This window comes from Pseudoclavibacter sp. AY1F1 (assembly GCF_002931075.1).
GTDB lineage: Bacteria > Actinomycetota > Actinomycetes > Actinomycetales > Microbacteriaceae > Pseudoclavibacter.
The window spans coordinates 174,612-199,568 of the sequence record NZ_PSTQ01000004.1 but is presented as its reverse complement, the minus strand read 5'-3'; the positions used below and the strand labels follow the sequence as shown (position 1 = coordinate 199,568).

Here is a 24,957-nt window from a genome sequence, read left to right as displayed (position 1 = left end):
CGTTTGCTCGGCACGTAACGCCCTTGTAAACCCTGCGTGACTTGGCGCCTCCGGCGGCAAGTTGCCTCCTAGATTACGCATGTTGCCTACAGATGATCACTGCTGGTGATCAAGAGAAGGAGAAATTCACATGGCATCCAAGAAGCTCATGAAGGCGGGCCTGGCTGGCGCCTCGTTCGTCGCACTCACCGCACTGCTCGCAGGATGCGCGTCAGGCGATGCACCGGAGGCGGACGTCTCTGAAGTCGCCGTCGACGAGGCGGCAGTCGCGCTCCTCCCGCAGGAGATCGCCGACGCCGGCACCCTCACCGTCGGCACCGAGGCGTACTACCCGCCATACGAGTACCTCGACGCCGACGGCGCAACCGTCATCGGTCTCGACATGGACCTCATCAAGGCCGTCGGCCAGAAGCTCGGCCTCGAGGTCACGATCGAGAACGTCGCGTTCGACACGCTCCTCCCGTCGCTCGACACGGCTCGCTACGACGTCGTCGTCGCCGCCATGACCGACACCCCGGAGCGCCAGGAGAACTACGACTTCGTCGACTACTTCAACGCCGGCCAGGGCATCGTCGTCGCCGAAGGCAACCCGGAGGGCATCGCGGCCGAGGCCGACCTCTGCGGCAAGGCTGTCTCCGTGCTCCGCGACTCCGCGCAGCAGGGCATCCTCGAGGCCTTCAACACCGACATCTGCGCCTCCAGCCCGATCGAGATCTCGGCGCAGTCCACCGACAACGACGCGCTCATCCAGGTGCAGTCCGGCCGCGCAGTCGCGTCGGTCAGCCAGTACCCGGTCGCGAGCTACAACGTCGAACAGGCAGGCGGCTTCGAGCTCGCCAACGAGGAGCCCTTCCAGCCAGAGCCCCTCGGCATGGCAGTCGCTAAGGACAACACGCTGAGCGCCGCCATCCAGGCAGCACTCCAGTCGCTCATCGACGACGGCACCTACGCCGACATCCTGGCCTCCCACGGCCAGGAAGGCGGAGCTGTCACCGAAGTCGTCATCAACGGCGCCGAGTAACAGCGACAGGCACGAAGAAACACAACGGAGCTGAAGAACAGTGACTCACTCGACCGGCCCCTCCACGGGCGCGACGGGAGCGGTCTCCACCGCCCCCGCCGCGCCCGCGGCCGACGCCCCAAAAATCGTCCCACTGCGGCACTACGGCCAATGGATCTTCGCCGCGATCGTGCTCCTCTTCGTCGGGAAGCTGATCTACGACGTCGCGACGGGATCGAGCATCCGCTGGGAGAAGGTCGGCTCGAGAGTCTTCGCAGAGGCCATCATGCAGGGCCTCCTCATCACGATCATGCTGACCGTCGTCAGCATGATCCTCGGCATCATCGGCGGCATCACGCTCGCCGTGATGCGCATCTCCAGCAACGGGGTGCTGCGCGCCATCTCGAGCGGATTCGTCTGGATCTTCCGCGGGACGCCGATCCTGGTCCAGATCCTCATCTGGTTCAACCTGGCCCTGTTCTTCCCGCAGATCGACCTGGTGTTCGTGCAGCTCGACACGAACGACCTCATCCTCCCGCTCACGGCGGCCGTGCTCGGCCTCGCCGCCAATGAGTCCGCGTACATGTCGGAGATCATCCGCGGCGGCATCATCTCCATCGACCCCGGTCAGAAGGAGGCGGCCGAGGCGCTCGGCATGACGCAGGGCAAGATCATGTTCCGCATCATCCTGCCGCAGGCGCTGCGCTCGATCGTCCCGCCCATGGGCAACGAGCTCGTCACGCTGCTCAAGGAGACCTCGCTCGTGTCGGTGATCGGCGCGGGCGACCTGCTGACCAGAGCCCAACAGATCGGTGCCGCGGACTTCAGCCGCATGGAGATGCTGCTCGTCGCGAGCATCTGGTACCTGATCCTCACCTCGATCGCGAGCATCGGCCAGGGCTTCCTCGAGCGCAAGCTCGGCAAGTCGCGGGGCTTCGCGACCCCAGAACCCGTGTGGAAGCGAGTCCTCAACTCGATTCTGCCCAACCGCAGGTCTTCAGGAACAAGCAGAGAGGTGCTCCGCTGATGCCAGCATCCACGCAGGCTGCCCCCATGATCGAGCTGCGCAACGTCGCCAAGTCGTTCGGCAGCGTCGAAGTGCTCAAGGACATCTCGCTCGACGTGCACGCCGGCGAGGTCGTCAGCATCCTCGGCCCCTCCGGCTCGGGTAAGTCGACGCTCCTGCGCTGCCTCAATCACCTCGAGACCGCCGACCGCGGGATCATCCGGGTAGCGGGTGAGCCCGTTGGCTACAAGGAGAAGAACGGCAAGCTCTACGAGCTGCGCCCGAACGAGATCGCGAAGCGCCGCCGAGACATCGGCATGGTCTTCCAGCGCTTCAACCTCTTCCCGCACATGACGGCGATCGAGAACATCATCGAGTCGCCCGTGCAGATCCTCGGCCACAAGAAGTCGGAGGCCATCGCGGCGGCGAAGGTGCTGCTCGAGCAGGTCGGCCTTGCGGACAAAGGCGAAAACTACCCGTCTCAGCTCTCCGGCGGCCAGCAGCAGCGGGTGGCGATCGCCCGCGCGCTCGCCATGAAGCCGAGCGTGCTGCTCTTCGATGAGCCGACATCGGCGCTCGATCCCGAGCTTGTCGGCGAGGTGCTGCAGGTCATGACGAAGCTCGCGAAGGAGGGCATGACGATGGTTGTCGTGACCCATGAGATCGGCTTCGCGCGCGACGTCTGCGACCGCGTCGTCTTCATGGACGGCGGCGTCATCGTCGAAGAGGGCGCCCCTGAGGACGTCATCCAGAACCCGCAGCACGAACGCACGAAGCGCTTCCTGGCGCGCGTCCTCAAGTAAGAGAGCTGACATGACGCGCCCACTGGTCATCTTCACCGACACCACCGACCTGTCGCAGGAGCCTGCCGCCAGGCTCCTGCGGGAAGCCGGGTACGCGACCGCCCACCTCGAGCTGCCGACCTCACCAGGGCTCGACGCCGTGGTGCCACGCGAGCACCTCGACGCCGTCGCGGCCGTCGTCGGCTACGCGCGCATCACGGCGGATGTCCTGGCCCAGCTGCCGTCGCTTCGCCTCCTCGCGACGAGCTCCGTCGGCACCGACATGATCGACGCGGATGCCGCCGCCGCGCGAGGCGTGAAGGTCGTGACCCTCGCCGGGGTCGCGACGGAAGAGGTCGCAGCCCACGCGCTCACGCTGCTGCTCGCCGCCGAAAGATCCCTGCTGCGCAGCCTGCAGCTCGTGCGCAGCGGGGAATGGACCGATGAGGCAACCGCGCGGCTGCAAGTGCCGCGCCGCCTCAGCTCCCTCACACTCGGGCTCGTCGGACTCGGGCGCATCGGCGGCAGGCTCGCCGAGATCGCACGCCCCAGCTTCGGGCGGGTCCTCGCCTTCGACCCCTACGCCAAGGAGGCTCCGGAGGGTGTCGAGCTCGTCGAGTCGCTCGACGAGCTCCTCGCCGCATCCGACTCGCTGAGCCTCCACCTGCCCCTGACTGCCGAGTCGCGCGGCATCATCGGCAACGACGCGCTCGCGTTGCTGCCCGCCGGCGCGGTCGTCGTCAACGTCTCCCGGGCCGGGCTCGTCGACGAGACGGCCATTCAAGCGGCCCTCGCGAGCGGCGCGCTGCGCACCTACGCGGCCGACGTCCTCGACGGGGAGCCACCGCATCCGAGCGACTCCATGCGCACCGACCCAGGCACCGTCATTACACCGCATACGGCCTGGTGGTCGGATGCTGCCCTCGCCGGCTACGAAACCCAGCCGGCCCTCAACATCATCGCCGAGCTCGGCGCACCAGCCGACCCCAACTGGAGCACTCAATGATCGACAAGCATGACCGCGCGACGGCGCAGGCCGACAGCGCTGCATCCACCGCCACGTCCTCGGCGAGCGGCGACGCGCACGAGAGCTTCCTGCGCGACTTCGACACCATGGGCGGTTTCGGGGCGACGGGCCATGGCGGCGTCGACCGCCAGGCCGCGAGCGAGGCAGACAACGAGCAGCGCCGCTGGTTCCAGGGGCTGCTGGAAGGCCGAGGGTTCACGGTCGAGTACGACAGGATCGGCAACCAGTTCGGGCTGCTCGAGCTCGTGCCCGGGGCGCCCTACGTGCTGATCGGCTCGCACATGGACTCGCAGCCGACCGCGGGCAAGTACGACGGTGCCTACGGGGTGCTGGCCGCGGCGCACGCCGCGTTCCGCATCGCCGACGAAGCTTCGGCCGGCGGTGCTTCGGCCGGTGTCGCCGAGGGCGCGAAGTACAACGTGGCCGTCGTGAACTGGTTCAACGAAGAGGGCTCGCGGTTCGTGCCCTCCATGATGGGCTCGTCGGTCTACACGGGCGTGCTCCCACTCGAGGATGCGCTGGCGGTGCGCGACAAGGCAGGTATCAGCGTCGAGGAGGCGCTGCGCCCCACCGGATTCCTGGGAGAAGGCGCCGGCCCTGTTGCCGCGCTCTGCGCCGAGATCCACATCGAGCAGGGGCGCCTGCTCGAGAACGCCGGCACGACCATCGGTCTTGTCACCGCGACCTGGGCAGCCAGCAAGTACCGGGTTGTGGTGCGCGGCGAGCAGGCGCACTCCGGCGCGACCGTTATGGAGGACCGCAAGGACGCCCTCTACGGCGCCTCGCTGCTGGTCGTCTTCGCGCGTGAGCTCACCGACCGCTTCCCAGGCAAGCTGCACACGGCGGTCGGGCAACTCGACGTATACCCGAACTCGCCGGTCGTCGTCGCCAGCGAGGTGACGCTGCTGCTCGACCTACGCTGCGACGACGAGGCGCTGCTCGCGGAAGCCAACGCCCTCCTGGATGCGCGCTTCGCGGAGATCGAGGCGAAGGCCGACGTCGAGATCGAGCGCACGCTGTCGCACTCGTGGGACATCAACCCGTACCAGCCGGCAGGCGTCGACCTGGCGCGCTCGGTCGCCGAGGAGCTCGGCCTGTCGAACGACGAGATCATGACCGTCGCCGGGCACGACTCGACGAACATGAAGGAGCTCGTGCCGACGGTGATGCTCTTCGTGCCGTCCGTCGACGGGATCTCCCACAACGAGGGGGAGTACACGGAGCCAGGCGACCTCGTCGCTGGGCTCGACGTGCTGACCGGCGTCGTGCGGCACCTCATCCGAGGCAACCTCTCCTAGCCCTCCTCCGAGGCGCCGCCCCTCCCGCGCGCCCCTCCAGCGCGCCCCTCCCGCGCATCGCTGCCCGGCGATTCGCCCTCTGACGGCGGCCGCAGAGGGCGAAACGCCGGGCAGCGATCGCTTTGGGCGGGTGTGGCTTCCGCGTCGGCGTGGGCGGCGCCTCTGCGGCATCAGCGGGCGGCGCTTGCTTGTTGCCGCCGGCCAGGTGAGGGCGTCCATGCGTGGCGTCCATCGCTGCCAGGCGAGTGGCCCTTTCGGTTGGCTCAGGGGGATCGCTGCCAGTCGAATGGCCCAGAACGCCGCTTCTGAAGGGCGTTTCGATTGGCAGTGAACGCGACCGCGGGCGACGCAGCCGGGGCGTCGTCGGGCTCGGCCGGGCTTGGCCCGGCTCAGCGTGGATGCGCGGAGTGACGGCCGTCGGCATTGGTCGGGACGAGATTGCCTGGAAGGGTGCGCTTTGCACCCGTCGTCATCGAGTCTGGTGCAAAGCGCTCGCGACTCGGATGCCTCGTTTCGCTAACTTCAGACCAGAAGCACGCGGCAAGGAGGCCCCACAGTGAGCAACGATTTCTTCTGGACGAACCCGCCACGGGTGACGCAGAACGGCAACGTCGGACCAACCGACTCGGCCCAGGTTCCGCGCTTCGCGGGCCCCCCGACGTTTGCGCTGCTGCCGCGAGTCGACGAGGTTGAGAAGCTCGACGTCGCGATCCTCGGCGTTCCCTTCGACAGCGGCGTCTCGTACCGCCCCGGAGCTCGCTTCGGCCCGGCGCACGTGCGACAGTCGAGCCGTCTCCTGCGGCCGTACCACCCAACGCTCGACGTGTCGCCGTTCGCGGCGCAGCAGGTCGCGGATGCGGGCGACGTTCCCGTGAACCCGTTCGACATCGAGGAGGCGCTCGGCACGATCGAGGCGGCCGCCAAGGCGCTGAGCGACACCGGCGCCAAGATCGTCACGATCGGCGGCGACCACACGATCGCCCTGCCGCTCCTGCGCAACATGGCGCGCGTCCACGGCCCCGTCGCGATGCTGCACTTCGACGCGCACCTCGACACGTGGGACACGTACTTCGGCGCCGCCTATACGCACGGCACGCCGTTCCGTCGCGCGTTCGAGGAGGGGCTGCTCGACACTGATGCGCTGAGCCACGTCGGTACCCGCGGGCCGTTGTACGGCAAGCAGGACCTTGAGGACGACAAGCGCTTCGGCTTCGGCATCGTCAGCTCGGCCGACATCTACCGCCGCGGGGCTGACGCCGTCGTGCAGCAGCTGCGCGAGCGCATCGGGGACCGACCGCTCTACATCTCGATCGACATCGACGTGCTCGACCCCGCCCACGCGCCCGGCACCGGTACGCCGGAGGCTGGCGGCATGACGAGCCGCGAGCTGCTCGAGATCCTTCGCGGTCTCGCGGACCTCAACGTCGTCGGCGCGGATGTCGTCGAGGTGTCGCCCGCGTACGACCACGCTGAGCTCACGGGTGTCGCCGCGGCGCATGTCGTGTACGAGCTCGTGTCGATGTTCGCGGTGCGTAGCTAGAACATTCACGGAGGCGGCTCGCCGCGTGCGCTGTCCAACATCAGTGCAATATCGAGCCTGATCGGCGTTCTGAAGACTGTTTTTGCCGATATTGCATCGATGTTGGTCACGCTGCGTGGTTAGCTACAGCTCCGGGTGGCCCGGACGCCTGCAGCTGACCGCGGGCGCGCGGCGTCCTAGGCTTCTGGCATGGGATGCACTACTCGAGCCACTCCGCACGCCCCGGTGACTGCGTCATGACGACGAGCGGGGTCGTGGCCAGCCGCGCCGCGCAGGGGTCGGCCTGGAACGACGGGGGAGTCGCGCCGCTCGACTTCGTTCGGGACGGCATCTGGACCGTCGGCGTCGCAATGCCAACGGGCCCGACGCCGGGAGGGCGCATTCCGTGCACGCTGGCGTCGATCGTCGCCGACGACGCAGGTGGCGTGCACGTCATCGACCCGGGCTCGGGGTCCGACGACAACCTCGCCGCGCTGGCCACCGCACTCGAGGGATCAGGTCACCGGCTCGACCAGGTCCGCTCGATCATCGTGACGCACCTCCACCACGACCATCTCGGCCTGGCCGAGCGGCTCCGGGACGTCTCTGGTGCGCCGATCGTGCTGCACCGCGACGAGCAGGCGGCGCTTGATCGGCTCGCGGCCGACCGCCCCTCCGTCGAGACCGAGCGGGCGAGACTCCTCGGCTGGGGCGTGCCCGCCGAGCGGCACACCGAGATCCTGCAGCTTGTCGGCCGGTCGGCGACGCCTGTGCTGCTGCGCGCCGACGTGGTCGTTGATGACGGGCAGCTGCTGGACGTGCCGGGGCGGCGGATGCGCGCCATCCACACACCCGGCCACACGCCGGGGCACCTCACCGTCGTTGACGAGGACACGCGGCTCGTTTTCACCGGCGACCACGTCTCGCCCGTCCTGCACCCGGGGCTCGGACTCGGGGGCGATGACGGGCACAACCCGGTTCTCCAGTATCAGCGTTCGTTGCGCCGCATCATCGACCTCGGCGTCGACGAGGCTGTTCCGGGTCACGGATACCGCTTCGTCGGCCTTGCGCAGCGCTGCGCCGAGCACGCGCAGCACCACCAGCGGCGCACCGACGAAGTCGCGAGCGCGCTTGACTCGTCGCCAGGGGCTTCGATCTTCGAGGTCGCTTCCCGCCTCACCTGGTCGGTCGGCTGGGAGAACCTCGCCGGCTTCACGCTGGTCTCGGCGCTTCAGCAGACGGCGATGCACGCGGATGCGGTGCGCTCACGGTAAGCGGGCGTGCCCCGGCAACACCCCGTCATGGAGCCGGCGCGGAGGTTCCGATGATGTGCTGGGGCGGGAATTGGTTCTCGGCCATTGTGGGCCCTGAACCGCACATGGAATGCGGGAGGCACTGATGGGTACGAGAACGGAACGCCGGTTGATACTTGGCGGGCTCATCCTCTTGTCGGTGCTTGTTCTCTACGCTTCTTTCCAGACCGGCGACATTTTCCTGCGTCTCCTTCTTGTCATGCCGACGGTGATTCTCTGGGTCGTGTACCGAGAGGTATCGCGCCGTCGTCGGGTCGCCTCGCGCGCGAACGCCTCTGAGGTCGCAGAGAACAGCTGAGGCGGCCGTTGCCGCCGAACGCGAGAATCTTTCGCATATGGGGGACCTAGGTCCCTTCCCGGGCGCACCCTCATCCGGGAGTCTGGGTGCTGAGATGTCATCCCCCGACGCGTCTCAGGGAACCTCGACGAATGAGGAATCATGCCGACCCAACCTGCGCCCACTGACGGTCTTCACCGAACTAGGCAGGCCCGCCTTTTCGGTCTGGCAGCGATGGCAGCTGTCGTCGGTCTTCTGGCGAGCGGATGCGCGAATGCTGGCGGCGACGCAGCTGGCAGTACTGCAGACCCCGCCTCGCCGGAGGTGACCCGCCCCGCAGCGCCCGAGGGTGAGCTGCCCGCGGAGCTCCAGGACGAATTGCAGGCGGCGCTCGACAAGGTCTTGGCGGAGCATGACGTGCCGGGAGCGGCCGCCGGCGTCTGGATCCCGGGTCAGGGCTCGTGGACGACCGCGACCGGGCTGGCCAACGTGGAGGAGAGCACGCCGGTCACGACCGACATGTCGTGGCCCATCCGCAGCATCACGAAGTCGTACACGGTGACGCTCATCCTGCAACTCGCCGACGAGGGCAAGCTGAGCCTCGACGACACGATCGACCAGTACGTGGACGGCATCACGAACGGCGACAAGATCACGCTGCTGGAGCTCGCGAACATGTCGAGCGGCAACGTCGACTACGTGACGCAGGCGTTCTCGGACGAGTTCGAAGCGGACCCCACCAGGATCTACACGCTCGAGGACCTCAACAGCTTCGTCATCGACCAGCCTGCGAAGTTCGAGCCGGGCACCGAGTACCTGTACACGAACGCCAACACGAACCTGCTTGGCGCGGTCATCGAGAAGGTCACGGGTCAGCCGTACGAGGAGACGCTCGACGAGCGCATCCTCACCCCGCTCGGTCAGACGGGCACGTCGTACCTGACGGATGTCGCCGACTGGACGGGCCCGCATCCCACGGGCTACGTCATCGTCGACGGCAAGCCGGTTCCCATGGACGAGAACCCCTCGATCCTGGGAGCTGCGGGCTCGCTGTTCTCGACGCTCGAGGACGGCAGGGCGTGGGCAGAGACTCTCGGGAGCGGTGCGCTGCTCAAGCCGGAGACGCAGGAGCTGAGGGAGATCGGCCACGAGATACCGAGTCCGCCCTACGACGTCTACGCCGTGGGGATGGGTGAGACGAACGGGTGGCTGGGGCATAACGGCGAGGGGCTCGGCTTCACGGCCGCGACCTTCCACGACCCGGCGACCGGCGCGAGCATCGTCGTCTACATGAACGAATCGAACAACCCGGATGCGCATCCAGCGGATCAGGGCTTCCGTGCGCTGGCTGAGGCCCTCGCGAACGGAATGGGCGCATGATCGCCGGCCAGCCCAACTCGGGCAAGGGCGCCGCGCGGATGCGCCGACCAGAATTCGGCCGCGGCGTAAGCGTCCTGACGGCGGGGGCCGTCACGATGCTGCTGCTCACGGGGTGCGTCGCGGCCGATGCAAACAACGCGGACGTCCCGGTCTGGGACGGCACGACGCTCGTCTCGGTCCCGGGGCTCCCGGACGAGGCGCTCGAGGTGATGAACCAGCCGCAGTTCTCGAGCGGCCGCTGGTCGATCTCTGTCGAGGACCTGGACACGGGGGAGACGCTCATCGACCTCGACGGAGGCAAGCTCGCGGAGCCGGGCTCCTTCGTGAAGACGTACAGCGCGGGCGCGGCCTGGGTGAAGTGGGGGCCGGAGCACACGGTCACGACGCCCGTGAAGCAGCTGGGTGAGGTCACGGCGGGGACGCTGGATGGCGACCTCGTGCTCGTCGGACAGGGCGACCTGACGATGGGCGGGCGCACGAAGGACGACGGCACGGTCAGCTTCACGAACCTCGACCACAACGACGCCAACCCGCTGCCTGGTGCGACGCTCACGACGCAGGACCCGCTCACGGGCCTCGACGATCTGGCGGCGCAGGTGAAGGCATCCGGCATCACGACGGTGAACGGCGACGTCGTGATCGACGACCGCCTCTTCCAGGGCACGCTTGCGGAGCAGCCGATCACGCCGATCGTCATCAACCAGAACCTCCTGGACGTGCTCATCACGCCGGGGGAGGCGGGCCAGCCGGCGACGGCTGCGCTCACGCCAGCGGTCGGCCAGTGGACGCTCGACCTGCAGGTACAGACGGTGCCGGCAGGCGAGGAGTACAAGGTCGAGGCGCCGAAGGTGTCGGCGAGCGAGCCCAACAAGATCGTTGTGACCGGCACGATCGCCGCGGATGCTGACCCCGTGCTGCGGGTCTTCGAGTTCGAGGACCCGTCGACCTTCGCGCGCACGGCCTTCATCGAGGCACTCGAGCGCGCGGGAGTTAGCGTGACTGCTGACCCGTTCGCTGAGAACCCGAAGTCGGCGCTTCCCGAGTGGGACGCCGTCGAGGCGCTGCCCGCGGTTGCCGAACTCGAGTCGCTTCCGCTGGCTGAGGAAGTGACGTACGTCATGAAGGTCAGCTACAACCGCGGCGCCCAGACCCTCATCTGTCGCCTCGCGGTCGACGCAGGCAAGAACGACTGCGACAAGCAGGGCATGGGCGTCGCCCAGGCGATCTGGGCTGAGGCTGGCCTCGACACGACCGGCGCATCCCTCATCGATGGCTCGGGGCTCGATGGCAACTACATCACCCCGAAGAACGCCGTGCAGATCCAGACGCTCATGGCGGAGCGACCGGATGCCGAGCAGTGGCGCGACACGATGCCCATCCTGGGCGTCGACGGTTCTCTTGCCGACGTGCAGAAGGACAGCCCCGCGGCCGGGAAGGTGTACGCGAAGACAGGAACGCTCGCGAGCGCCGACGCCTTCAACGGGCGGTTGCGGCTCGGCACGAAGACCCTCGGTGGTGTCATGCAGACCGAGGGCGGCCGCAACCTGGCCTTCACGATCATCGTCAACCAGGGCTTCTATGACGGCATGCCAGGCGTCTTCGAAGCGAACGACAACGTCGGCCAGGTCGCGGCGATCATCCAGCAGGCGTACTGACCAAGCATTCCCCACGCAATCCCTGAGGAGACAGCGCATGTCCAAGATCGCGAGAAGAACGACGTACACGGCGGCCGCCATGGTCGCGGCCCTGGCGCTGGTCTCGTGCTCGGCACAGGCCGCCGAGACCGAAGCGCCCGCATCCACGCTGAAGCCCTTCGATGAGGCCGCGGTCACGGCCGTCTTCGAGGAGACGGCAGAGGCTCTTGGTCAGCCGGGCGCCGTGATGCTGCTGCGCACGCCGGAGGGCGAGTTCACGGCGACCTACGGCGTGACGAAGCCGGGCGGCAGCACGCCCGTCTCGGTCGACGACCATATCCGCGTCGGCTCCAACACGAAGACGTGGACCGGCACCGTCATCCTGCAGCTCGTGCAGGAGGGCAAGATCGCGCTCGAGGACCCGGTGTCGAAGTACCGGCCCGACGTGCCGAACGGCGACAACATCACGATCGAGCAGATGCTGCTCATGCGTAGCGGGCTCGCCAACTACACGGAGACCCTCGAGCTCAACACGGCGCTGGACGAGAACCCCGACCGCGTGTGGGAACCGGAGGAGCTCATCAAGATGGCGTTGCCGCTGCCGGTGGACTTCGAACCGGGCACCGACTACCACTACTCGAACACGAACACGATCCTCCTCGGCCTCATCGCCGAAGACCTCGACGGCAAGCCCCTTGCCGAGATCTACCAGGAGCGGATCTTCACGCCGCTTGGCCTCGACGAGACGTCGTTCCCGGAGATCGGCGACAGCAGCATCCCGACGCCGCACTCCGATGGCTACTTCTGGTGGACCAACGTCAACACGATCGGCTCGTCGAAGCTCCCGCCCGACCTCATGAAGCAGGTCGAGGAGGGCACGTTCACGCCGAACGACGGCACCCTCGACAATCCGTCATGGGCGTGGTCGGCTGGCTCAGGAATCTCTACCGCGGGTGACCTCGCCGACTGGGTAGAGGCGCTCGGAGGGAAGAGCGGCGACATACTCGAGCCGGACATGCAGCAGGCGCGGATGGACAGCTTCCAGCCCACGAGCAAGAACCCGGCAGACCCGACGTACGGGTACAACATCGCCCACTTCGGCCAGTTCTATGGCCACACTGGTGAGCTGCCCGGCTTCAACTCCTTCATGGGCTACGACCCGGAGGCCGACGTGACGCTGGTGGTCTGGGCGAACCTCGCCCCGGCGGCGAACGGCGCGGGACCGGCCACTGAGATCGCGAAGGCACTCATCGGGGCGCTCTACACGAAGCCGGTAGCGAGCTAGCCGAGTCAGGGCACCTGCCAGAAGGCCATCGGCTGTGCCGGGCCCCCGCAGACCGCGGGGGTCTCAGGCGCGGCCGAATCGACTCCGCCGCCGCCCTCGATCGTGTCGCCCACCCCGACAACGCCGACGCCAGGAACTTCCACGCCACGACCATCCGGCGTGAGGGCGGAGCCGAAGGGGAACTGCAGCAGGGTCTGGTACTCGCCCTGGATCACAACCCAGCAGCCGCCCTCGTTGAGCCCGAGCGTCCCGCTGATCCGACCCTCCATGACCGTTGCCGGAGCATGCTTGGCGGCGAGGAGCACCGTCCCACCGATCGTCGTGGTCTGCGTTTCTTCGATCGTCGGCCAGTCCTCGTAGCCATTGGTGTAGATGATCACGACGTCGTCGGACGACGTGCAGTAGAGATTCCATTCCGCTTCCACCTGCTGCGTTGGCACGAGCGTGATCTGCCATTCGCCGTCGACGATGTTCGTGATCGATCTGTCGTTCACGTAGAAGCTCTCGTACTGCTCCTTCGACTGGATATCCGAATCCGGGCGCCACGCCTCGACGCAGCCGGCGATGGCTTCCGCCTCGGTGAGCTGCGGCTGATCTGCGGGTGAGGGTGTCGACGGTGACGGCTCGCTCGTCGCGTTCGGCGTGGTGCCGACGACAGGCGCCGGGTCGCCGAGGTAGGTGGTCGCGGCGAAGACCAGTGCTGCCACGGCCGCGCCCGTCACGGCGACGAGGCCGACGCTCCACGCGAGGCGCGAGCGAGTGCGTGTGCGGCTCTTCCGTGATCGGGCGGAGGGGCCCGGCTGCGCTTCACCCTCGAGCGGGGTGGCGAGGATGCTCGCCTTGCCGGACCGTGCCCTTGCGCGCTGCTTCTCGGTCAGGGTCGTGAACGATGCAGCGTCGAGCTTGCGCAACTGCTTCAGGGCTTCGTCGTCGACGCTCATGCCTGGTGCTCCGTCACGGTCGAGGGGGAGTGCGGTGGTGGTGTCGGGTCGTCGAGGTGTTGCCGCAGGGCCGAGCGTGCGCGATGCAGACGAACGCGGTAGCTCTGCGCGCTGATGCCGAGTACGGTCCCCGCGAGCGAGGAGGGGAGCTGTTCCCAGATCGCGAGCGAGAGGACCTCCTGATGGCTGGGGTCGAGCCGGCTCCAGGCGGTGGCAAGGTCGAGGCGGGTGTCGGCTGTCTGTGCTTCGTCGCTGAGCGGTAGGGCAGATGCTGCGTCCGCGATCCGCACGCTGAGCTCGTTCCGCTTGCCGCTCTCGCGCCACTCGCGCAGCAGACAGTTTCGCGCGGTGCCGAACAGCCAGGCGCGCGCCTCATCGCGGAGCTTCGGCACGTCATCGAGCCGGCGCCAGGCGGTCAGAAAAACCTCGTGCGCGACGTCTTCAGCCGCGTCGAGAGTCGTGCGGCGGGCGAGGAAGCGCAGTACGTCGACATAGCTGTCGTCGTACAGCGCGGAGAAGCGCTCCGCGCGTTGATTCTCGAGTCTGTTCGGGCTCACATCTCCTACATGCCCAGAAACGCGCGCCTGTTACAAATCTCGGCCGCTTTTGGTCGTGCCGCTCGCGCTCGCGCTCGAGCGCCTAGAGTGCCTAGCGCGACAGGATGCGAGGCACTCCGGACTCGAACGCCGCGTCGATGCGCTCGGTGTCGCCCGTGATCGCGAGGTCGATCTGCAAGCCGTGCGCAAGTCCGACGAGCAGGGTCCCTATCGACACCGACTGCTCCTTCGAGTAACCGTCCGCGATGAGTACCTCCTGCATCTCGGCGATCCAGTCCGCGATGAGTTCAGATGCGATCGACCGCCGTTGGGTCTCGTCGGCGGGATGCGCGTTGGCGAGCTCCAGCAGCACTGCGATCCTGCGAACCTCGCGCGGGGTGCGGAGGATTCGCCAGGTCGCGCGGACGACTTCTTCCGCGCCAGATGCTGCTTGGAGATCGGGATCGGCCTGCAACTTCTCCTGCAGCTCAGCTCGTGCAAGCTCTGCCACTTCCACGAGAAGTTGCTCCTTCGAGGTGAAGTGTCGAAGCAGTGTGGCGTGCGTGACTCCGAGTGCCTTGGCAACCGGTCGCAGCGAGAATGCTGCCACTCCGTGCTCGAGCAGGTGCTCGGTGGCTTGAGTCAGCAGCTCTGGACGCCGGGCCTCGAACCTCGTCGTTCGACCGTCGCGCTCCGGAGAACTCTTCGTCACTGCACTCCTGAACTGTCGATTGCCCCTGCCAATCCTAGACATGGTTCGCCTCTCGAGTGCGCGGACCCCCGTTTTCTCGTACCATGTGGTGCTAGTACCGATCGGTACGCTAATTTGGTCGCGGTGCAGGTCACCGATCCGGCGGGAAGGTGCTGGAGAACGGACCGACCCGAACTGAGCGTTGGCGGCTGACCAGCACGGACGCGCGACTCCAACGCATGAGAAGAACGGATCAGCAATGACAGAAGAAACCAAGAACGTCGTCAACCCGACGGGGAATGACGTGAGCCGGCGAGGCCTGCTGCGGGCCTCGGCTTGGTCGATCCCCGTGCTTGCCGTCGTGACTGCCGCCCCCTTGGCCTCGGCTTCCACGTCTCAGTGCCAGCTGACCGCAGTCCTGGTCGCGTCGGACCAGCCCGTGAACCAGGTCGTGCTGCAGACCTCGGTGCCCGGAGTCACGGTGACGCTCACATCCACTCGGGCGCTCGGGACCGTCACTGAGCAGAATGGACAGAACTTCAACTTCACCGCGAACGGCTCCGGCTGGAACGGAGATGCGGACGGATTCGACTTCGTCTTCACTGACTTTGCCGTGCCCGGGGCGATCGTGCTGAATCAACGGGGAAGCGCCAGTAGCGTTTCCCCCCGCCAGGACGTGCAGTTCGTCGTCAAGAACAACGGCGTGCCGATCGGCGTCAGCTCGATGAAGATCACGGTGTTCGACATCAGCTCGGTCGAGGAGACGTTCGGCGCTTACGCCTGGACTGCGACCTATCGCGATGCCGTCGGGTTCAGCCAACAGCCCGAGAGCATCGCGCACGTGTCCGCACCACCGCTTGCAGACCCAGGGGTTGGGTCCGGCACCTACACAAATCCGTTCCGGCGCGTCAGCGTCAACGCGCAGACCGAGGATGAACCCTACATCGAGGAGTTTTCGTTCGATTCCGTCGCGAGCACAGGACTCGGCCTCCGATACACGAGCTACGGCAGCAAGGCCGGCTGGCAGTTCATCGCGCTCAACGCGATCTCATTCAACGTGTGCCTCTAGCTCGTACCTGTTCGGAAATCTCGAGCTGGTCCCGTCGGCTTCAGATGCGCGCATCCAAGTCACCCGCGGCGGCCAGGTATCGGACCACGGCGAGCACGCGCCGGTGGTCGTCGGCGGCGACGGGCAGGCTGAAGGTGTCGTAGATGTTCGAGGTGTGGTGCACGATGGCCTTCTCGGACGACCCGAGGTGCGCGGCGATGTACCTGTTGCTTCGCCCCTCCGCCATGAGGCTGAGCACCTCGAGCTGGCGGGGTGTGAGCTCGCCGACGGGCCCGCTGATCTTGGTCGCGCGGGCCACCAGTACCGCGACGACGTCCGGGTCGAGCACTGTGCCGCCAGCCTGCACGTGGCGCAGGTCGGCGGTGAACGCCCGAACGTCGGCGATGCGCTGCTTGAGCAGGTAGCCGACGCCGCCCCCGCGCTGCCCGATGAGCTCGCTCGCGTACCTCCGCTGCACGTGCTGCGAGAGCACAACAACCGCAGCCTCAGGGTGGGCTTGGCGGATGCGGAGCGCGGCGACCAGCCCCTCATCGGTGAACGTCGGCGGCATGCGGATGTCGGTGATCACGAGGTCGGGCGTGTGGCGCGCGACCTCGACCTCGAGCTCGACCGCCGTGCCGACGGAGGCGACAACCTCGAAGCCGTCGTTGGTGAGGACATGCCCGAGCCCCTCGCGCAGCAGCGCCTCGTCTTCGCCGATCACAACCCGCATGGCAGCTCCACTCGCAGTTCCGTTCCTGATCCGACCGGTGAGATGAGCTGGAAGGAGCCGCCGAGCGTATCGATGCGGTCGACGAGCCCCTTCAACCCTGAGCCGTCCTCGATGCGCGCCCCGCCCCGTCCGTCGTCGCTGACCGTCACGCTCAGCAGCCCGCCCGTCTGGGTGATGCGCACATCCACCGACCGAGCGTCGGAGTGCTTGACGGCGTTGGTGAGGGCCTCGGCGAGGATGAGATACGCCGACTGGGAGGTCGCGGGCGCGAGCCTGCGCTCGTCGGCGTCGCTCACGAGCCTCGTCGGAATCTCGAGCCGGTCGACGAGGTCCTCCGCGGCGGCCGTCAGCCCGCGTTCGACCAGCGCCGACGGCAGCACGGCGTGCACGAGGCTGCGAAGCTCGGCGGCGGCCGCGTCGATGCGGCGGCGCAGGGCTGTCGCCTCGGTCACGGTCGAGGGATGCGCGTCGGCGGAGTTCGCGATCTGCTGAGCTTCCAGCGCGAGCAGCACAAGCTGAACCTGGAGTCCGTCGTGCAGGTCTCTCGCGATGCGGTTGCGTTCGCGGTCTGCCGTCTCGACGATGCGCAGCCTCGACTGCTGCAGGGCCTCGTTGCTGGAGAGGAGGGCGGCGGTGAGGCGCTCGCGGTCGAGCGCGATGGCGAGCACGCGGCCGGCCCGGCGCACCGAGTCGGGGTCGGCGATCATCCGGCTGTCGTAGCTGATCGCGCCGACCAGCCGTGACTCGACGTGCACTTCCTCCCAGAGGCGCGGCTCGGCTTGGGCGTGCACGTCGACGTCGAGCCCTTCCTCGTCGACAAACGATTGCCGGTCCTCGGCCCAGTACGAGACTCGCAGCGAGTCGTCGCCGAGGGAGCGGGCGAGCGCCGGACCCACGACGGTCCTCGCGGAGCCGGCGAGGCTGAGCCAGGAGCTGAGGGCTTCCGCCTCGACGGTCTGCGTGAACCCGCCAATGAGCACGCCGAGCAGGAACGCGATGGGGATGCCGGCGATGACCACCAGCTGGATCGAGCCGATCACCTCGCCCGGGGCGCCGAGCACCCGGAGGACGTTGGCGGAGAGGGGGATGCTCAGCACCGCCAGGATCCCGTACAGGTACAGCGGCAGCAGCACGCGGAGGTTCTTGGGGTCCGCGGAGCGCAGGCGACGGATGAGCAGCGCGGCCGTGACGCCCATGACCCCGAGTCCGACGGCCGCCTGCACCCAGACGGCGACGAGGTGCGACGTCGACTCGGGCGGCAGCAGGTAGAGCGGCATCTGCAGCAGGAGCGTCACTCCGTAGCCGACGGAAACCGTGGCGATGGAGAGGCGCCCGTGGAGTCGTCCGGAGGGGAACGCGTGCAGCAGGTGCACGGTCACCGAGAGGATGAGGGTCGCGAAGACGGTGCTCAGCTCGACGAGCACGGGGAGGCCGAGGTTGCCGACGCCGCCGAGGAACATCGCGACGGCGCCCACGAGCAGCAGCCCGCCGACCATGCTCAGGGGGCGGCGCCACCAGGCGATGACTCCGGCGGCCGTCCACACGAAGAAGACCGCGGTGAAGGCGGCCGGCACCCAGAACGGCACGGGGGAGTTGGCCCCGACGGCGAGCTGCACGCCGCCGAGGGCCAGTGCGAGCACGGCGATGAGGAGCAGCGCGGGGCGAAGGGCGTCACCACGTGCAGTCCGCAGGGGGACGGGCAGGGCTCGCGATTCGGTGGAACGGGTCACGTCGAAGTCACCTCAGCTCGTGCCAAGTGATGCAGCGGGGGTCACGCAACACGAAGAAGCGTGGATGTGCGGTGCTGCGCGCCGGGGGAGCGTGGACGAAGCCTACCCCGGCGGCGGGTCGCTGCGGTGTGCCGCGGGCTACCCTGTTGGCTTGCCATGGGCATCGACACGTGAGCGGTGCGGGGCGGAAAGACCCGGCCAGCGGCGCTCGCGGCGGGGCGAACGGAGGAGACGCATGTCGGTACGGGCTGGGCGATGGTTCCTTGTTCTCTCTGCCGTTGCGTTCCTCGTCGGCCTCGCGTGGTTCGCGCTTGTCGAGGCCGCCGCGGGGCCGTGGGCGCAGGGCTCGGCGGGCGGCGCGGTGCTGGCGCTCCTCGGGGCCGTGGCGCTCGCGGTGGGGGCGGTGCTCTTCGGTCGGTTCGTCGAAGCGAGGGTCGAGGAGACGGGTCTCGTGATCAGGTCGGTTCGGCGACGGCAGCGGGTCATCCCGCTCGCCGTCATCGACGAGGTCGTCGTCGTCGAGCGCCTCATGCTCCCGACGCGGATCGGGCCGGGAACTGCCGCGCGAGTGGTCGTGAGGCGCGATGGCGACACGATTGCGGCGTTCACGCCGCATGGTCGCGTGGTCGTGGATGCGCTTCGCTCGGCGGGGTGCCGCGTCACGCTCGTCAGCGAACCGCTCTCCCCGCTGCAGGTGCGGCGTCGATATCGAGGCGGGGCGAGCATCGGTGAGGTGCTCGTGGCGGGGGCGCCGTTGTTCGCGATCCTCGTCGGAGCGCTCGTCCTGCTCTGGGTCTTGACCGAGTGGTTCGCCGGGTAGCTATTCCACGTAGTCCAGGGCGATCACGAGTTCCGCGCGCACGCGTGCGTCGTCGAGGTCGAGCCCAAGCAGCCCCCGTAGCTGGTCGATGCCGCGGCGCACGCTGTTGCGGTGCATCCCGAGTTCGCGGCCCGTCGCATCCCAGTGCCCGTTGGCGTGCAGCCAGGCGCGGAGGAGCGAGAGGCGCGCTTCGCGGGTCTCGGGCTCGAGGGCGAGGATCGACTCGAGCCGCCGGTCGGCGAGGGCCCTGCCGGAGGCTGCGCCGATGAACGAGTGCACGGGGGCGAGGTCGGCGCCGACGCGCACCACCCCGCCGTCTTCCCTCGCGCGACGCTCGAGCGCACGTACTTCGGCGGCGGATGCGCGCAGCTGCTCGGGTGCGACGGGGCGCCCCACGACGAAGCTCCAGCCCTCGTCGAGAAGCGACGAGAGCCGCCGTTCCGTGACATCGAGGCGTGTGATGAGGGTGACCGTCGCGTGCTCTGCCGAGATCGTGACGAGTTTCGTGTCGAAGAGGCTGCGCCAGCGGTGCAGCTCGCTGGTTCCCTTCGCGGAGGCGGGGGCGCACGCGACGACGACCCGCAGGGTGCGGGCGCGCGCGTCGCCGCCGGCCGCCTGCGTCAGCAGCTCGCGCCACAGCTCGCCGTCCTGGCCGACGTTCTGCCGCGCGAAGACGTCACCTTCTTCAAGGAGGAGCGGGACGAGCAGCTGGCCAGGCGCGACGCTGCCCGAGGTGCGCTGCCTGGCGATGAGCTCGAGCATGCCGTGGGCCGTCGTGAGGAAGGCGTGCGCCGTTGATCCTGCCGGGGGAGCGGCCTCGACGAGCAGGGTGCCGAGGGCTGCCCCGCCGAGGCTGCGCAGCGGGTAGGCCGCGGCCCCGCCCCTGGCAGGGTCAGCGGATTCCGCGAGAGCGCCGAGGACGGGCGCCGGCGGCACCTGCCCCGCCCTGGCCCGGACCGTTCCGCCCTGCCCGACGATCGCTGCCCAGGAATGGAGGCGCTCGGCGAGGGCCGCCGCGACGGCCGTCTCGGGCTGGTCGGCGGAGGCTGCGCGCAGGAGCCGCCGGGTCGCGTCCGCGAGCGTGCGCAGGGAATCTACTCGCCGGAGCTCGGTCATCTCGGCGAAGGTGCGGGTAACAGAGACGAAGGGGGTGTCGTTGGGCACCATGACCAGGGTGAGCTCGCGCGCCGCGCACGCCTCGGCGAGCGCCGTGGGAACGGAGGTGAAGACGGGGCCGATGCCGATGCCGATCGCGACGACTCCGATCGCGACGGCCCGGTCGACGTAGGTGGTGAGCTCTTCGTCGCCCAAGCCGCGGAGGCCGACGCCGGCGGTCAGGAGGAACTCGCCGCCGAGCAGGTAGGGGGTCGGGTCGGGCAGGTCACTCGAGGCGACCCAGCGGATGCTGGTCTCCAGCGCGCCTTCGACGACGACCTCGAGGTGCAGCTCGGACCGGGCAAGGAGCTGGGCGAGGGTGATTTGGCCGTGCGGTGACGATGGTGATGGCATGAGAGCTCCCGTGCATTCTGTCGCATCTTCGCAACGAACCGAGCATATCGCCCGTGTCTGCGTTGCGCGGTGCGACCATACGATGGCCACGCTCACCAGAGCTGATCGATCCCTGATCACGCTGCACCCTCCCAAGAAAGAAGGGGAACCGTCAATGGCGACATCACCCACCACGACCGGTAGAACACGCACGCCGCTGGGCGCGCAGCTTCTGCGTCGCAAGCCGCTGGAGCAGCTCACCGACGAGTCGCTGACCGAGTCGGGCGAGGGCGGTCTCAAGCGCACCCTCGGCATGTGGCAGCTCACCATGATCAGCGTCGGGGCGACCCTCGGCACGGGAATCTTCGTGATCCTCGGCACCGCGGTCCCGCTTGCAGGACCGGCCGTCTGGATCGCGTTTGCCGTCGCAGGGCTCGCAGCTCTCCTCTCCGCCCTCTCGTACGCCGAGATGGCGAGCTCCGTGCCCGTCTCTGGCTCGAGCTACTCGTACTCCTACGCCACGATGGGCGAAGGTGTCGCCTGGGTGTGCGGGTGGTGCCTTGTGCTCGAGTACGGTGTCTCAGTCGCGGCAGTCGCGGTCGGTGCCGGCCAGTACGTCAACGAAGCGCTCGGCGTCTTTGGTCTCGCCCTTCCGCCCGCGCTTGCCAACCCGATCGGCCTCGACGGCGGCTTCTTCAATCTGCCCGCCGCGGCCCTCGTGATCGTCGCGATGCTGCTGCTCGTGCGCGGCGCGAAGGAGAGCGCCTGGGTGAACACCGTCATGGTCGCCATCAAGGTCATCGTGCTGCTCGTCTTCGTGTTCATCGCCTTCACGGCGTTCACGATGCAGAACTTCGAGCCGCTCGCCCCCATGGGCGCCGCCGGAGTCGCAGCCGCCTCGAGTCGCCTCTTCTTCTCGTACATCGGCTTCGACGCCGCCTCGACGGCAGGCGATGAGGCGAAGAACCCGCAGAAGGATCTGCCGCGCGCGATCATCCTCTCGATGGTCATCGTCACGGTCGTGTACATCCTCGTCGCGGTTGCCGCGATCGGCGCGCTCCCGTGGACCGAGTTCAACGACGGCGAGGCAGCGTTTGTGCGCATCCTCACCGACATCACCGGCCAGCCGCTGCTCGCGCTCATGTTCTCGGTCGGCGCCGTCATCGCGATCGCGAGCGTCGTCCTCACCGTCTACTACGGGCAGACGCGCATCCTGTTCCGCATGGCACGCGACGGCATGGTGCCGAAGATCTTCGGCCGCGTCCGCCCCTCGACGGGCACCCCGGTTGCCGGAACGGTGATCGTGGGCGTCATCATCGCGGTCGTCGCGGCGTTCATCCCGCTCGGCGAGCTGGCGGATGCGACGAGCATCGGCACCCTGTTCGCGTTTGCGCTGGTCAATCTCTCGGTCATCTACCTGCGCCGCGCCCGCCCCGAGCTGCCGCGCAGCTACAAGGTGCCGTTCTTCCCTGTCGTGCCGATTCTTGGCATCGTCATGTGCCTCGGCCTCATGGTCACCCTCGGCGGCACCACGTGGATGGTGTTCGGTCTGTGGATGGTCGTGGGCGTCGCCCTGTACTTCGCGTACGGTCGGAAGCACTCCATCGTCGGCGCCATGAGCGAGAACGACTACGTCAACGCGGCAACGGCCGCGACCCCCGTCATCATGAAGGAGCACAAGTGACCATCGCGACCCCGATGCCGAGCGGCCCGCAACGCGCGGAAGGTGCATCCACGCCGCAGGACCCGCAGCCTGTGACCATGCTCAACCCGGACTTCCCGTTCAGCTACGACGACTTCCTCTCGCACCCGGCCGGCCTCGGCTCGGTGCCGGAGCACCGCCACGGCACGGAGGTGGCCGTCGTCGGCGCGGGCGTCGCCGGGGTTGTCGCCGCGTACGAGCTCATGAAGATGGGGCTCAAGCCCGTCATCTTCGAGGCCGACAGCATCGGTGGGCGCCTCAAGACGCGCTCGTTCGACGCGGCGCCGAGCGTCATCGCCGACCTTGGCGGGATGCGCTTCCCCGAGTCGGGCCGGGCGTTCTACCACTACGTCGATCTGCTTGGCCTCGAGACCCAGGCGTTCCCGAACCCACTTGCCGAAGTGACCCCCTCGACGGTCATCGAGCTCGCCGGCAAGTCGTTCTACGCTGAGACTCCTGCCGACCTGCCCCCATTCTTCACGGAGGTGGCGGAGGCGTGGAAGCGTGCGCTCACGGAGGAGGCCGACCTGGTTCGCATCCAGGACGCCATCCGGGCGCGCGACACCGAGACCCTGAAGGCTGCCTGGAACGAGCTGGTCGACAAGTTCGACAACCGCTCGTTCTATGGATTCGTGGCAGAGAGCGCGGCCTTCAGGGATCTCAGTTTCGAGCACATCGAGGCGTTCGGCCAGGTGGGCTTCGGCACCGGCGGGTGGGACACCGACTTCGGGAACTCGATCCTCGAGATCCTGCGGGTCGTGTTCACGAACGCTGATGACGCGCACCGCCGCATCGTGGGCGGAGCGCAGAAGCTGCCCGTCGACCTCTGGCACCACGAGCCGGTGGAGCTCGAGCACTGGCCCGAGGGTACGAGCCTCGCGAGCCTGCACGGCGGGGTTCCGCGCGGGGCGGTCGCGGCGATCAAGCGCGGGCCGAACGGCGGCGTCAGCATCACGGAGAAGTGGGGGCGCACGCAGGAGTTCGCCTCCGCCATCGTCACCTGCCAGTCGTGGCTGCTGTCGGCGCGCATCGACACCGACGAGGAGCTCTTCTCGCCGGAGATGTGGACGGCCATCGAGAAGAGCCACTACATGCTCTCGTCGAAGACGTTCGTGATGGTCGACCGCCCGTTCTGGCGCGACCTCGACCCGGAGACCGGCAAGCCGGTCATGAGCATGACGCTCACCGATCGCCTGCCGCGGGCCACCTACCTGATCGACGAGGGGCCGGACAAGCCCGCCGTGATCCTGCTCTCCTACACGTGGAACGACGACGCCCTGAAGTGGCTGGCGCTCGACGCGTCGGAGCGCACGCGGCTCATGCTGCACTCGCTCGACAAGATCTACCCTGGCCTCGACATCGGCGCGCACATCGTGGGGGAGCCCATCACGGTGTCGTGGGAGGCCGACCCCAACTACATGGGTGCCTTCAAGAACAACCTGCCAGGCCACTACCGGTACCAGGAGCGCCTCTTCGGGCACTTCGTGCAGGACGAGCTCGACACGCACCAGCGGGGCATCTTCCTCGCGGGCGACGACATCTCGTTCACGGCCGGCTGGGCGGAGGGCGCGGTCACGACCGCGCTGAACGCCGTGTGGGGCGTCGCGAAGCACCTGGGCGGCGCATCCGCTGCAGAGAACCCTGGGCCGGGGGATGTCTGGTCGGAGCTTGCTCCGGTACGCCTCGATTAGCCTGGCCCGGTGACTGACACCGGGAACAGATCCATAGACGCGACGCACATGTTCGGCGACGAGCCGGAGATGGTGCACTCGAGCCGCTCGGCGATCTCGACGGGGCAGCTGCCCGACTCCGGCGACGTGAAGACGGCGGTCGACGAGACCTACGAGCAGTTCGCGTCGGTCGACGACGGCGAGGTGCCCGACTACATTCCGGCGTTGGCGGATGCGGATCCCGACCTGTTCGGGATCTGCATCGTCTCCACGGAGGGGCAGGCGTACAGCCGCGGCGACGCGGAGCTGCTCTTCACGATCCAGTCGATCTCGAAGGCGTTCGTGTTTGCGCTCGTGCGCGAGGAGGTGGGCCACACGAAGGCGCGCGAGCTCGTGGGCGTCAACAACACGGGGCTGCCGTTCGACTCGGTCATGGCGATCGAGCTCAACGGCGGCCGCACCATGAACCCGCTCGTCAACGCGGGCGCGCTTGCCACGTCGGCGCTCGCGCCGGGGGAGACGTGGGAGGAGAAGTGGGACTTCATCCTCCGAGGCCTCTCGGCCTTCGCGGGGCGCGACCTCGAGATCGATCAGGATGCGTTCGAGTCTGAACGCGAGAACAACATCCGCAACCAGGGCATCGCGCGCCTCCTGCAGAGCTACGGGCACATCACCCTCGACCCGCACGAGGTGACGGAGCTGTACACGCGCCAGTGCGCGCTGCTCGTGAGCACGGAAGACCTCGCCGTCATGGGCGCGACGCTCGCCGACGGTGGAAAGAACCCGAAGACGGGCGAACAGGTCATCGGGCAGGGTGCATCCAGGGATGCCCTCGCCGTGATGGCAGCGAACGGCCTGTACGAGGCGAGCGGTGAGTGGCTGTACGAGATCGGGATGCCCGCCAAGAGCGGCGTCTCGGGCGGGCTCGTGACGATTGCGCCCGGTAAGGGCGGGTTCGCGAGCTACTCGCCGCGCCTCGATGACGCCGGGAACAGCGTGCGCGGCATCAAGGCGGCCAGGCACCTCTCGAACGAGCTCGGCATGAACCTCTTCGCGTCGGGCACCGTTCACGACTAG

The 24,957-nt window shown here is 68.0% G+C and carries 21 protein-coding genes; 15 read left to right on the top strand and 6 right to left on the bottom strand.

All coding sequences use genetic code 11. From position 1 onward, the window contains the following. Window positions 1-130 precede the first annotated feature (130 nt). From C5B85_RS09185 to C5B85_RS09135, 10 genes are all read left to right on the top strand, one after another. Window positions 131-1,021, top strand: coding sequence for an ABC transporter substrate-binding protein (locus C5B85_RS09185; RefSeq protein ID WP_104285718.1), 891 nt, complete (start codon window positions 131-133; stop codon window positions 1,019-1,021). A 40-nt stretch (window positions 1,022-1,061) separates the two neighbouring features. Next, window positions 1,062-2,027 carry an amino acid ABC transporter permease gene (locus C5B85_RS09180; protein WP_104285717.1) on the top strand — a complete coding sequence of 322 codons (966 nt, stop codon included), beginning with the start codon at window positions 1,062-1,064 and terminating at the stop codon, window positions 2,025-2,027. Continuing rightward, a complete protein-coding gene (locus C5B85_RS09175) occupies window positions 2,027-2,809 on the top strand; it encodes an amino acid ABC transporter ATP-binding protein (protein ID WP_104285716.1) in 783 nt (260 codons plus the stop codon). Before C5B85_RS09180 ends, C5B85_RS09175 begins: the two co-directional genes overlap by 1 nt. Before the next feature lie 10 nt (window positions 2,810-2,819). Then, complete coding sequence (locus tag C5B85_RS09170) at window positions 2,820-3,794, top strand: NAD(P)-dependent oxidoreductase (RefSeq protein WP_104285715.1); 975 nt, start codon at window positions 2,820-2,822, stop codon at window positions 3,792-3,794. Continuing rightward, window positions 3,791-5,113 carry a M20 family metallo-hydrolase gene (locus tag C5B85_RS09165; RefSeq protein ID WP_104285714.1) on the top strand — a complete coding sequence of 441 codons (1,323 nt, stop codon included), beginning with the start codon at window positions 3,791-3,793 and terminating at the stop codon, window positions 5,111-5,113. Before C5B85_RS09170 ends, C5B85_RS09165 begins: the two co-directional genes overlap by 4 nt. A 556-nt stretch (window positions 5,114-5,669) precedes the next feature. Next, window positions 5,670-6,653, top strand: a complete 984-nt coding sequence (speB, locus tag C5B85_RS09160; RefSeq protein ID WP_219819387.1) for an agmatinase — start codon at window positions 5,670-5,672, stop codon at window positions 6,651-6,653. Between the two features lie 194 nt (window positions 6,654-6,847). Then, window positions 6,848-7,906 (top strand): MBL fold metallo-hydrolase, encoded by a 1,059-nt coding sequence (locus C5B85_RS09155; protein ID WP_146077913.1) that lies wholly within the window; start codon window positions 6,848-6,850, stop codon window positions 7,904-7,906. Window positions 7,907-8,456: 550 nt separating this feature from the next. Beyond that, window positions 8,457-9,602 carry a serine hydrolase gene (locus C5B85_RS09145; RefSeq protein WP_181064364.1) on the top strand — a complete coding sequence of 382 codons (1,146 nt, stop codon included), beginning with the start codon at window positions 8,457-8,459 and terminating at the stop codon, window positions 9,600-9,602. Beyond that, window positions 9,599-11,257 carry a D-alanyl-D-alanine carboxypeptidase/D-alanyl-D-alanine-endopeptidase gene (gene dacB, locus C5B85_RS09140; RefSeq protein ID WP_104285710.1) on the top strand — a complete coding sequence of 553 codons (1,659 nt, stop codon included), beginning with the start codon at window positions 9,599-9,601 and terminating at the stop codon, window positions 11,255-11,257. The genes C5B85_RS09145 and dacB overlap by 4 nt, the downstream gene beginning before the upstream one ends. A 37-nt stretch (window positions 11,258-11,294) precedes the next feature. Further along, entirely contained in the window at window positions 11,295-12,521 is a 1,227-nt protein-coding gene (locus tag C5B85_RS09135) for a serine hydrolase (RefSeq protein WP_104285709.1), read from the top strand. Window positions 12,522-12,526: 5 nt separating this feature from the next. Here C5B85_RS09135 and C5B85_RS09130 read toward each other — a convergent pair whose 3' ends face one another. The 3 genes from C5B85_RS09130 to C5B85_RS09120 all read right to left on the bottom strand — a co-directional run bounded on the left by C5B85_RS09130 (window position 12,527) and on the right by C5B85_RS09120 (window position 14,710). Then, window positions 12,527-13,462 carry a hypothetical protein gene (locus C5B85_RS09130; protein ID WP_104285708.1) on the bottom strand — a complete coding sequence of 312 codons (936 nt, stop codon included), beginning with the start codon at window positions 13,460-13,462 and terminating at the stop codon, window positions 12,527-12,529. Beyond that, the gene (locus C5B85_RS09125) at window positions 13,459-14,019 is read right to left on the bottom strand and encodes an RNA polymerase sigma factor (RefSeq protein ID WP_104285707.1); all 561 of its coding nucleotides are present in this window, start codon (window positions 14,017-14,019) and stop codon (window positions 13,459-13,461) included. The genes C5B85_RS09130 and C5B85_RS09125 overlap by 4 nt, the downstream gene beginning before the upstream one ends. A gap of 91 nt (window positions 14,020-14,110) precedes the next feature. Next, entirely contained in the window at window positions 14,111-14,710 is a 600-nt protein-coding gene (locus C5B85_RS09120; RefSeq protein ID WP_181064363.1) for a TetR/AcrR family transcriptional regulator, read from the bottom strand. A gap of 238 nt (window positions 14,711-14,948) precedes the next feature. On the opposite strand from C5B85_RS09120, the gene C5B85_RS09115 reads away from it, so the two are divergent. Further along, a complete protein-coding gene (locus C5B85_RS09115; RefSeq protein WP_104285705.1) occupies window positions 14,949-15,758 on the top strand; it encodes a hypothetical protein in 810 nt (269 codons plus the stop codon). A 40-nt stretch (window positions 15,759-15,798) separates the two neighbouring features. Here the strand turns inward: C5B85_RS09115 and C5B85_RS09110 are convergent, their stop codons facing one another. Continuing rightward, window positions 15,799-16,470, bottom strand: coding sequence for a response regulator transcription factor (locus C5B85_RS09110; RefSeq protein WP_104285704.1), 672 nt, complete (start codon window positions 16,468-16,470; stop codon window positions 15,799-15,801). Further along, the gene (locus C5B85_RS09105) at window positions 16,458-18,200 is read right to left on the bottom strand and encodes a sensor histidine kinase (protein ID WP_104285703.1); all 1,743 of its coding nucleotides are present in this window, start codon (window positions 18,198-18,200) and stop codon (window positions 16,458-16,460) included. Before C5B85_RS09105 ends, C5B85_RS09110 begins: the two co-directional genes overlap by 13 nt. Before the next feature lie 235 nt (window positions 18,201-18,435). On the opposite strand from C5B85_RS09105, the gene C5B85_RS09100 reads away from it, so the two are divergent. Beyond that, a complete protein-coding gene (locus C5B85_RS09100; protein ID WP_104285702.1) occupies window positions 18,436-19,020 on the top strand; it encodes a hypothetical protein in 585 nt (194 codons plus the stop codon). On the opposite strand, the gene C5B85_RS09095 is transcribed toward C5B85_RS09100, so the two are convergent. Beyond that, window positions 19,021-20,529 carry a PucR family transcriptional regulator gene (locus C5B85_RS09095; protein WP_104285701.1) on the bottom strand — a complete coding sequence of 503 codons (1,509 nt, stop codon included), beginning with the start codon at window positions 20,527-20,529 and terminating at the stop codon, window positions 19,021-19,023. A gap of 154 nt (window positions 20,530-20,683) precedes the next feature. On the opposite strand from C5B85_RS09095, the gene C5B85_RS09090 reads away from it, so the two are divergent. The 3 genes from C5B85_RS09090 to glsA are packed head-to-tail and all read left to right on the top strand — an operon-like array spanning window position 20,684 to window position 24,957. Next, entirely contained in the window at window positions 20,684-22,192 is a 1,509-nt protein-coding gene (locus tag C5B85_RS09090) for an amino acid permease (protein WP_104285700.1), read from the top strand. Further along, window positions 22,189-23,901, top strand: a complete 1,713-nt coding sequence (locus C5B85_RS09085) for a flavin monoamine oxidase family protein (RefSeq protein ID WP_374953089.1) — start codon at window positions 22,189-22,191, stop codon at window positions 23,899-23,901. Before C5B85_RS09090 ends, C5B85_RS09085 begins: the two co-directional genes overlap by 4 nt. A 9-nt stretch (window positions 23,902-23,910) precedes the next feature. Beyond that, window positions 23,911-24,957, top strand: a complete 1,047-nt coding sequence (gene glsA, locus C5B85_RS09080; protein ID WP_258070687.1) for a glutaminase A — start codon at window positions 23,911-23,913, stop codon at window positions 24,955-24,957.

Bases quoted from the DNA above. Each gene is read 5' to 3' on its own strand.
- C5B85_RS09115 (WP_104285705.1), top strand. From the start codon at position 14,949: ATGACAGAAGAAACCAAGAACGTCGTCAACCCGACGGGGAATGACGTG.
- C5B85_RS09135 (WP_104285709.1), top strand. From the start codon at position 11,295: ATGTCCAAGATCGCGAGAAGAACGACGTACACGGCGGCCGCCATGGTC.
- C5B85_RS09130 (WP_104285708.1), bottom strand. From the start codon at position 13,462: ATGAGCGTCGACGACGAAGCCCTGAAGCAGTTGCGCAAGCTCGACGCT.
- C5B85_RS09175 (WP_104285716.1), top strand. From the start codon at position 2,027: ATGCCAGCATCCACGCAGGCTGCCCCCATGATCGAGCTGCGCAACGTC.
- C5B85_RS09100 (WP_104285702.1), top strand. From the start codon at position 18,436: ATGTCGGTACGGGCTGGGCGATGGTTCCTTGTTCTCTCTGCCGTTGCG.
- C5B85_RS09095 (WP_104285701.1), bottom strand. From the start codon at position 20,529: ATGCCATCACCATCGTCACCGCACGGCCAAATCACCCTCGCCCAGCTC.
- dacB (WP_104285710.1), top strand. From the start codon at position 9,599: ATGATCGCCGGCCAGCCCAACTCGGGCAAGGGCGCCGCGCGGATGCGC.
- C5B85_RS09165 (WP_104285714.1), top strand. From the start codon at position 3,791: ATGATCGACAAGCATGACCGCGCGACGGCGCAGGCCGACAGCGCTGCA.
- C5B85_RS09170 (WP_104285715.1), top strand. From the start codon at position 2,820: ATGACGCGCCCACTGGTCATCTTCACCGACACCACCGACCTGTCGCAG.
- C5B85_RS09110 (WP_104285704.1), bottom strand. From the start codon at position 16,470: ATGCGGGTTGTGATCGGCGAAGACGAGGCGCTGCTGCGCGAGGGGCTC.
- C5B85_RS09090 (WP_104285700.1), top strand. From the start codon at position 20,684: ATGGCGACATCACCCACCACGACCGGTAGAACACGCACGCCGCTGGGC.
- C5B85_RS09155 (WP_146077913.1), top strand. From the start codon at position 6,848: ATGCACTACTCGAGCCACTCCGCACGCCCCGGTGACTGCGTCATGACG.
- C5B85_RS09185 (WP_104285718.1), top strand. From the start codon at position 131: ATGGCATCCAAGAAGCTCATGAAGGCGGGCCTGGCTGGCGCCTCGTTC.
- C5B85_RS09145 (WP_181064364.1), top strand. From the start codon at position 8,457: ATGGCAGCTGTCGTCGGTCTTCTGGCGAGCGGATGCGCGAATGCTGGC.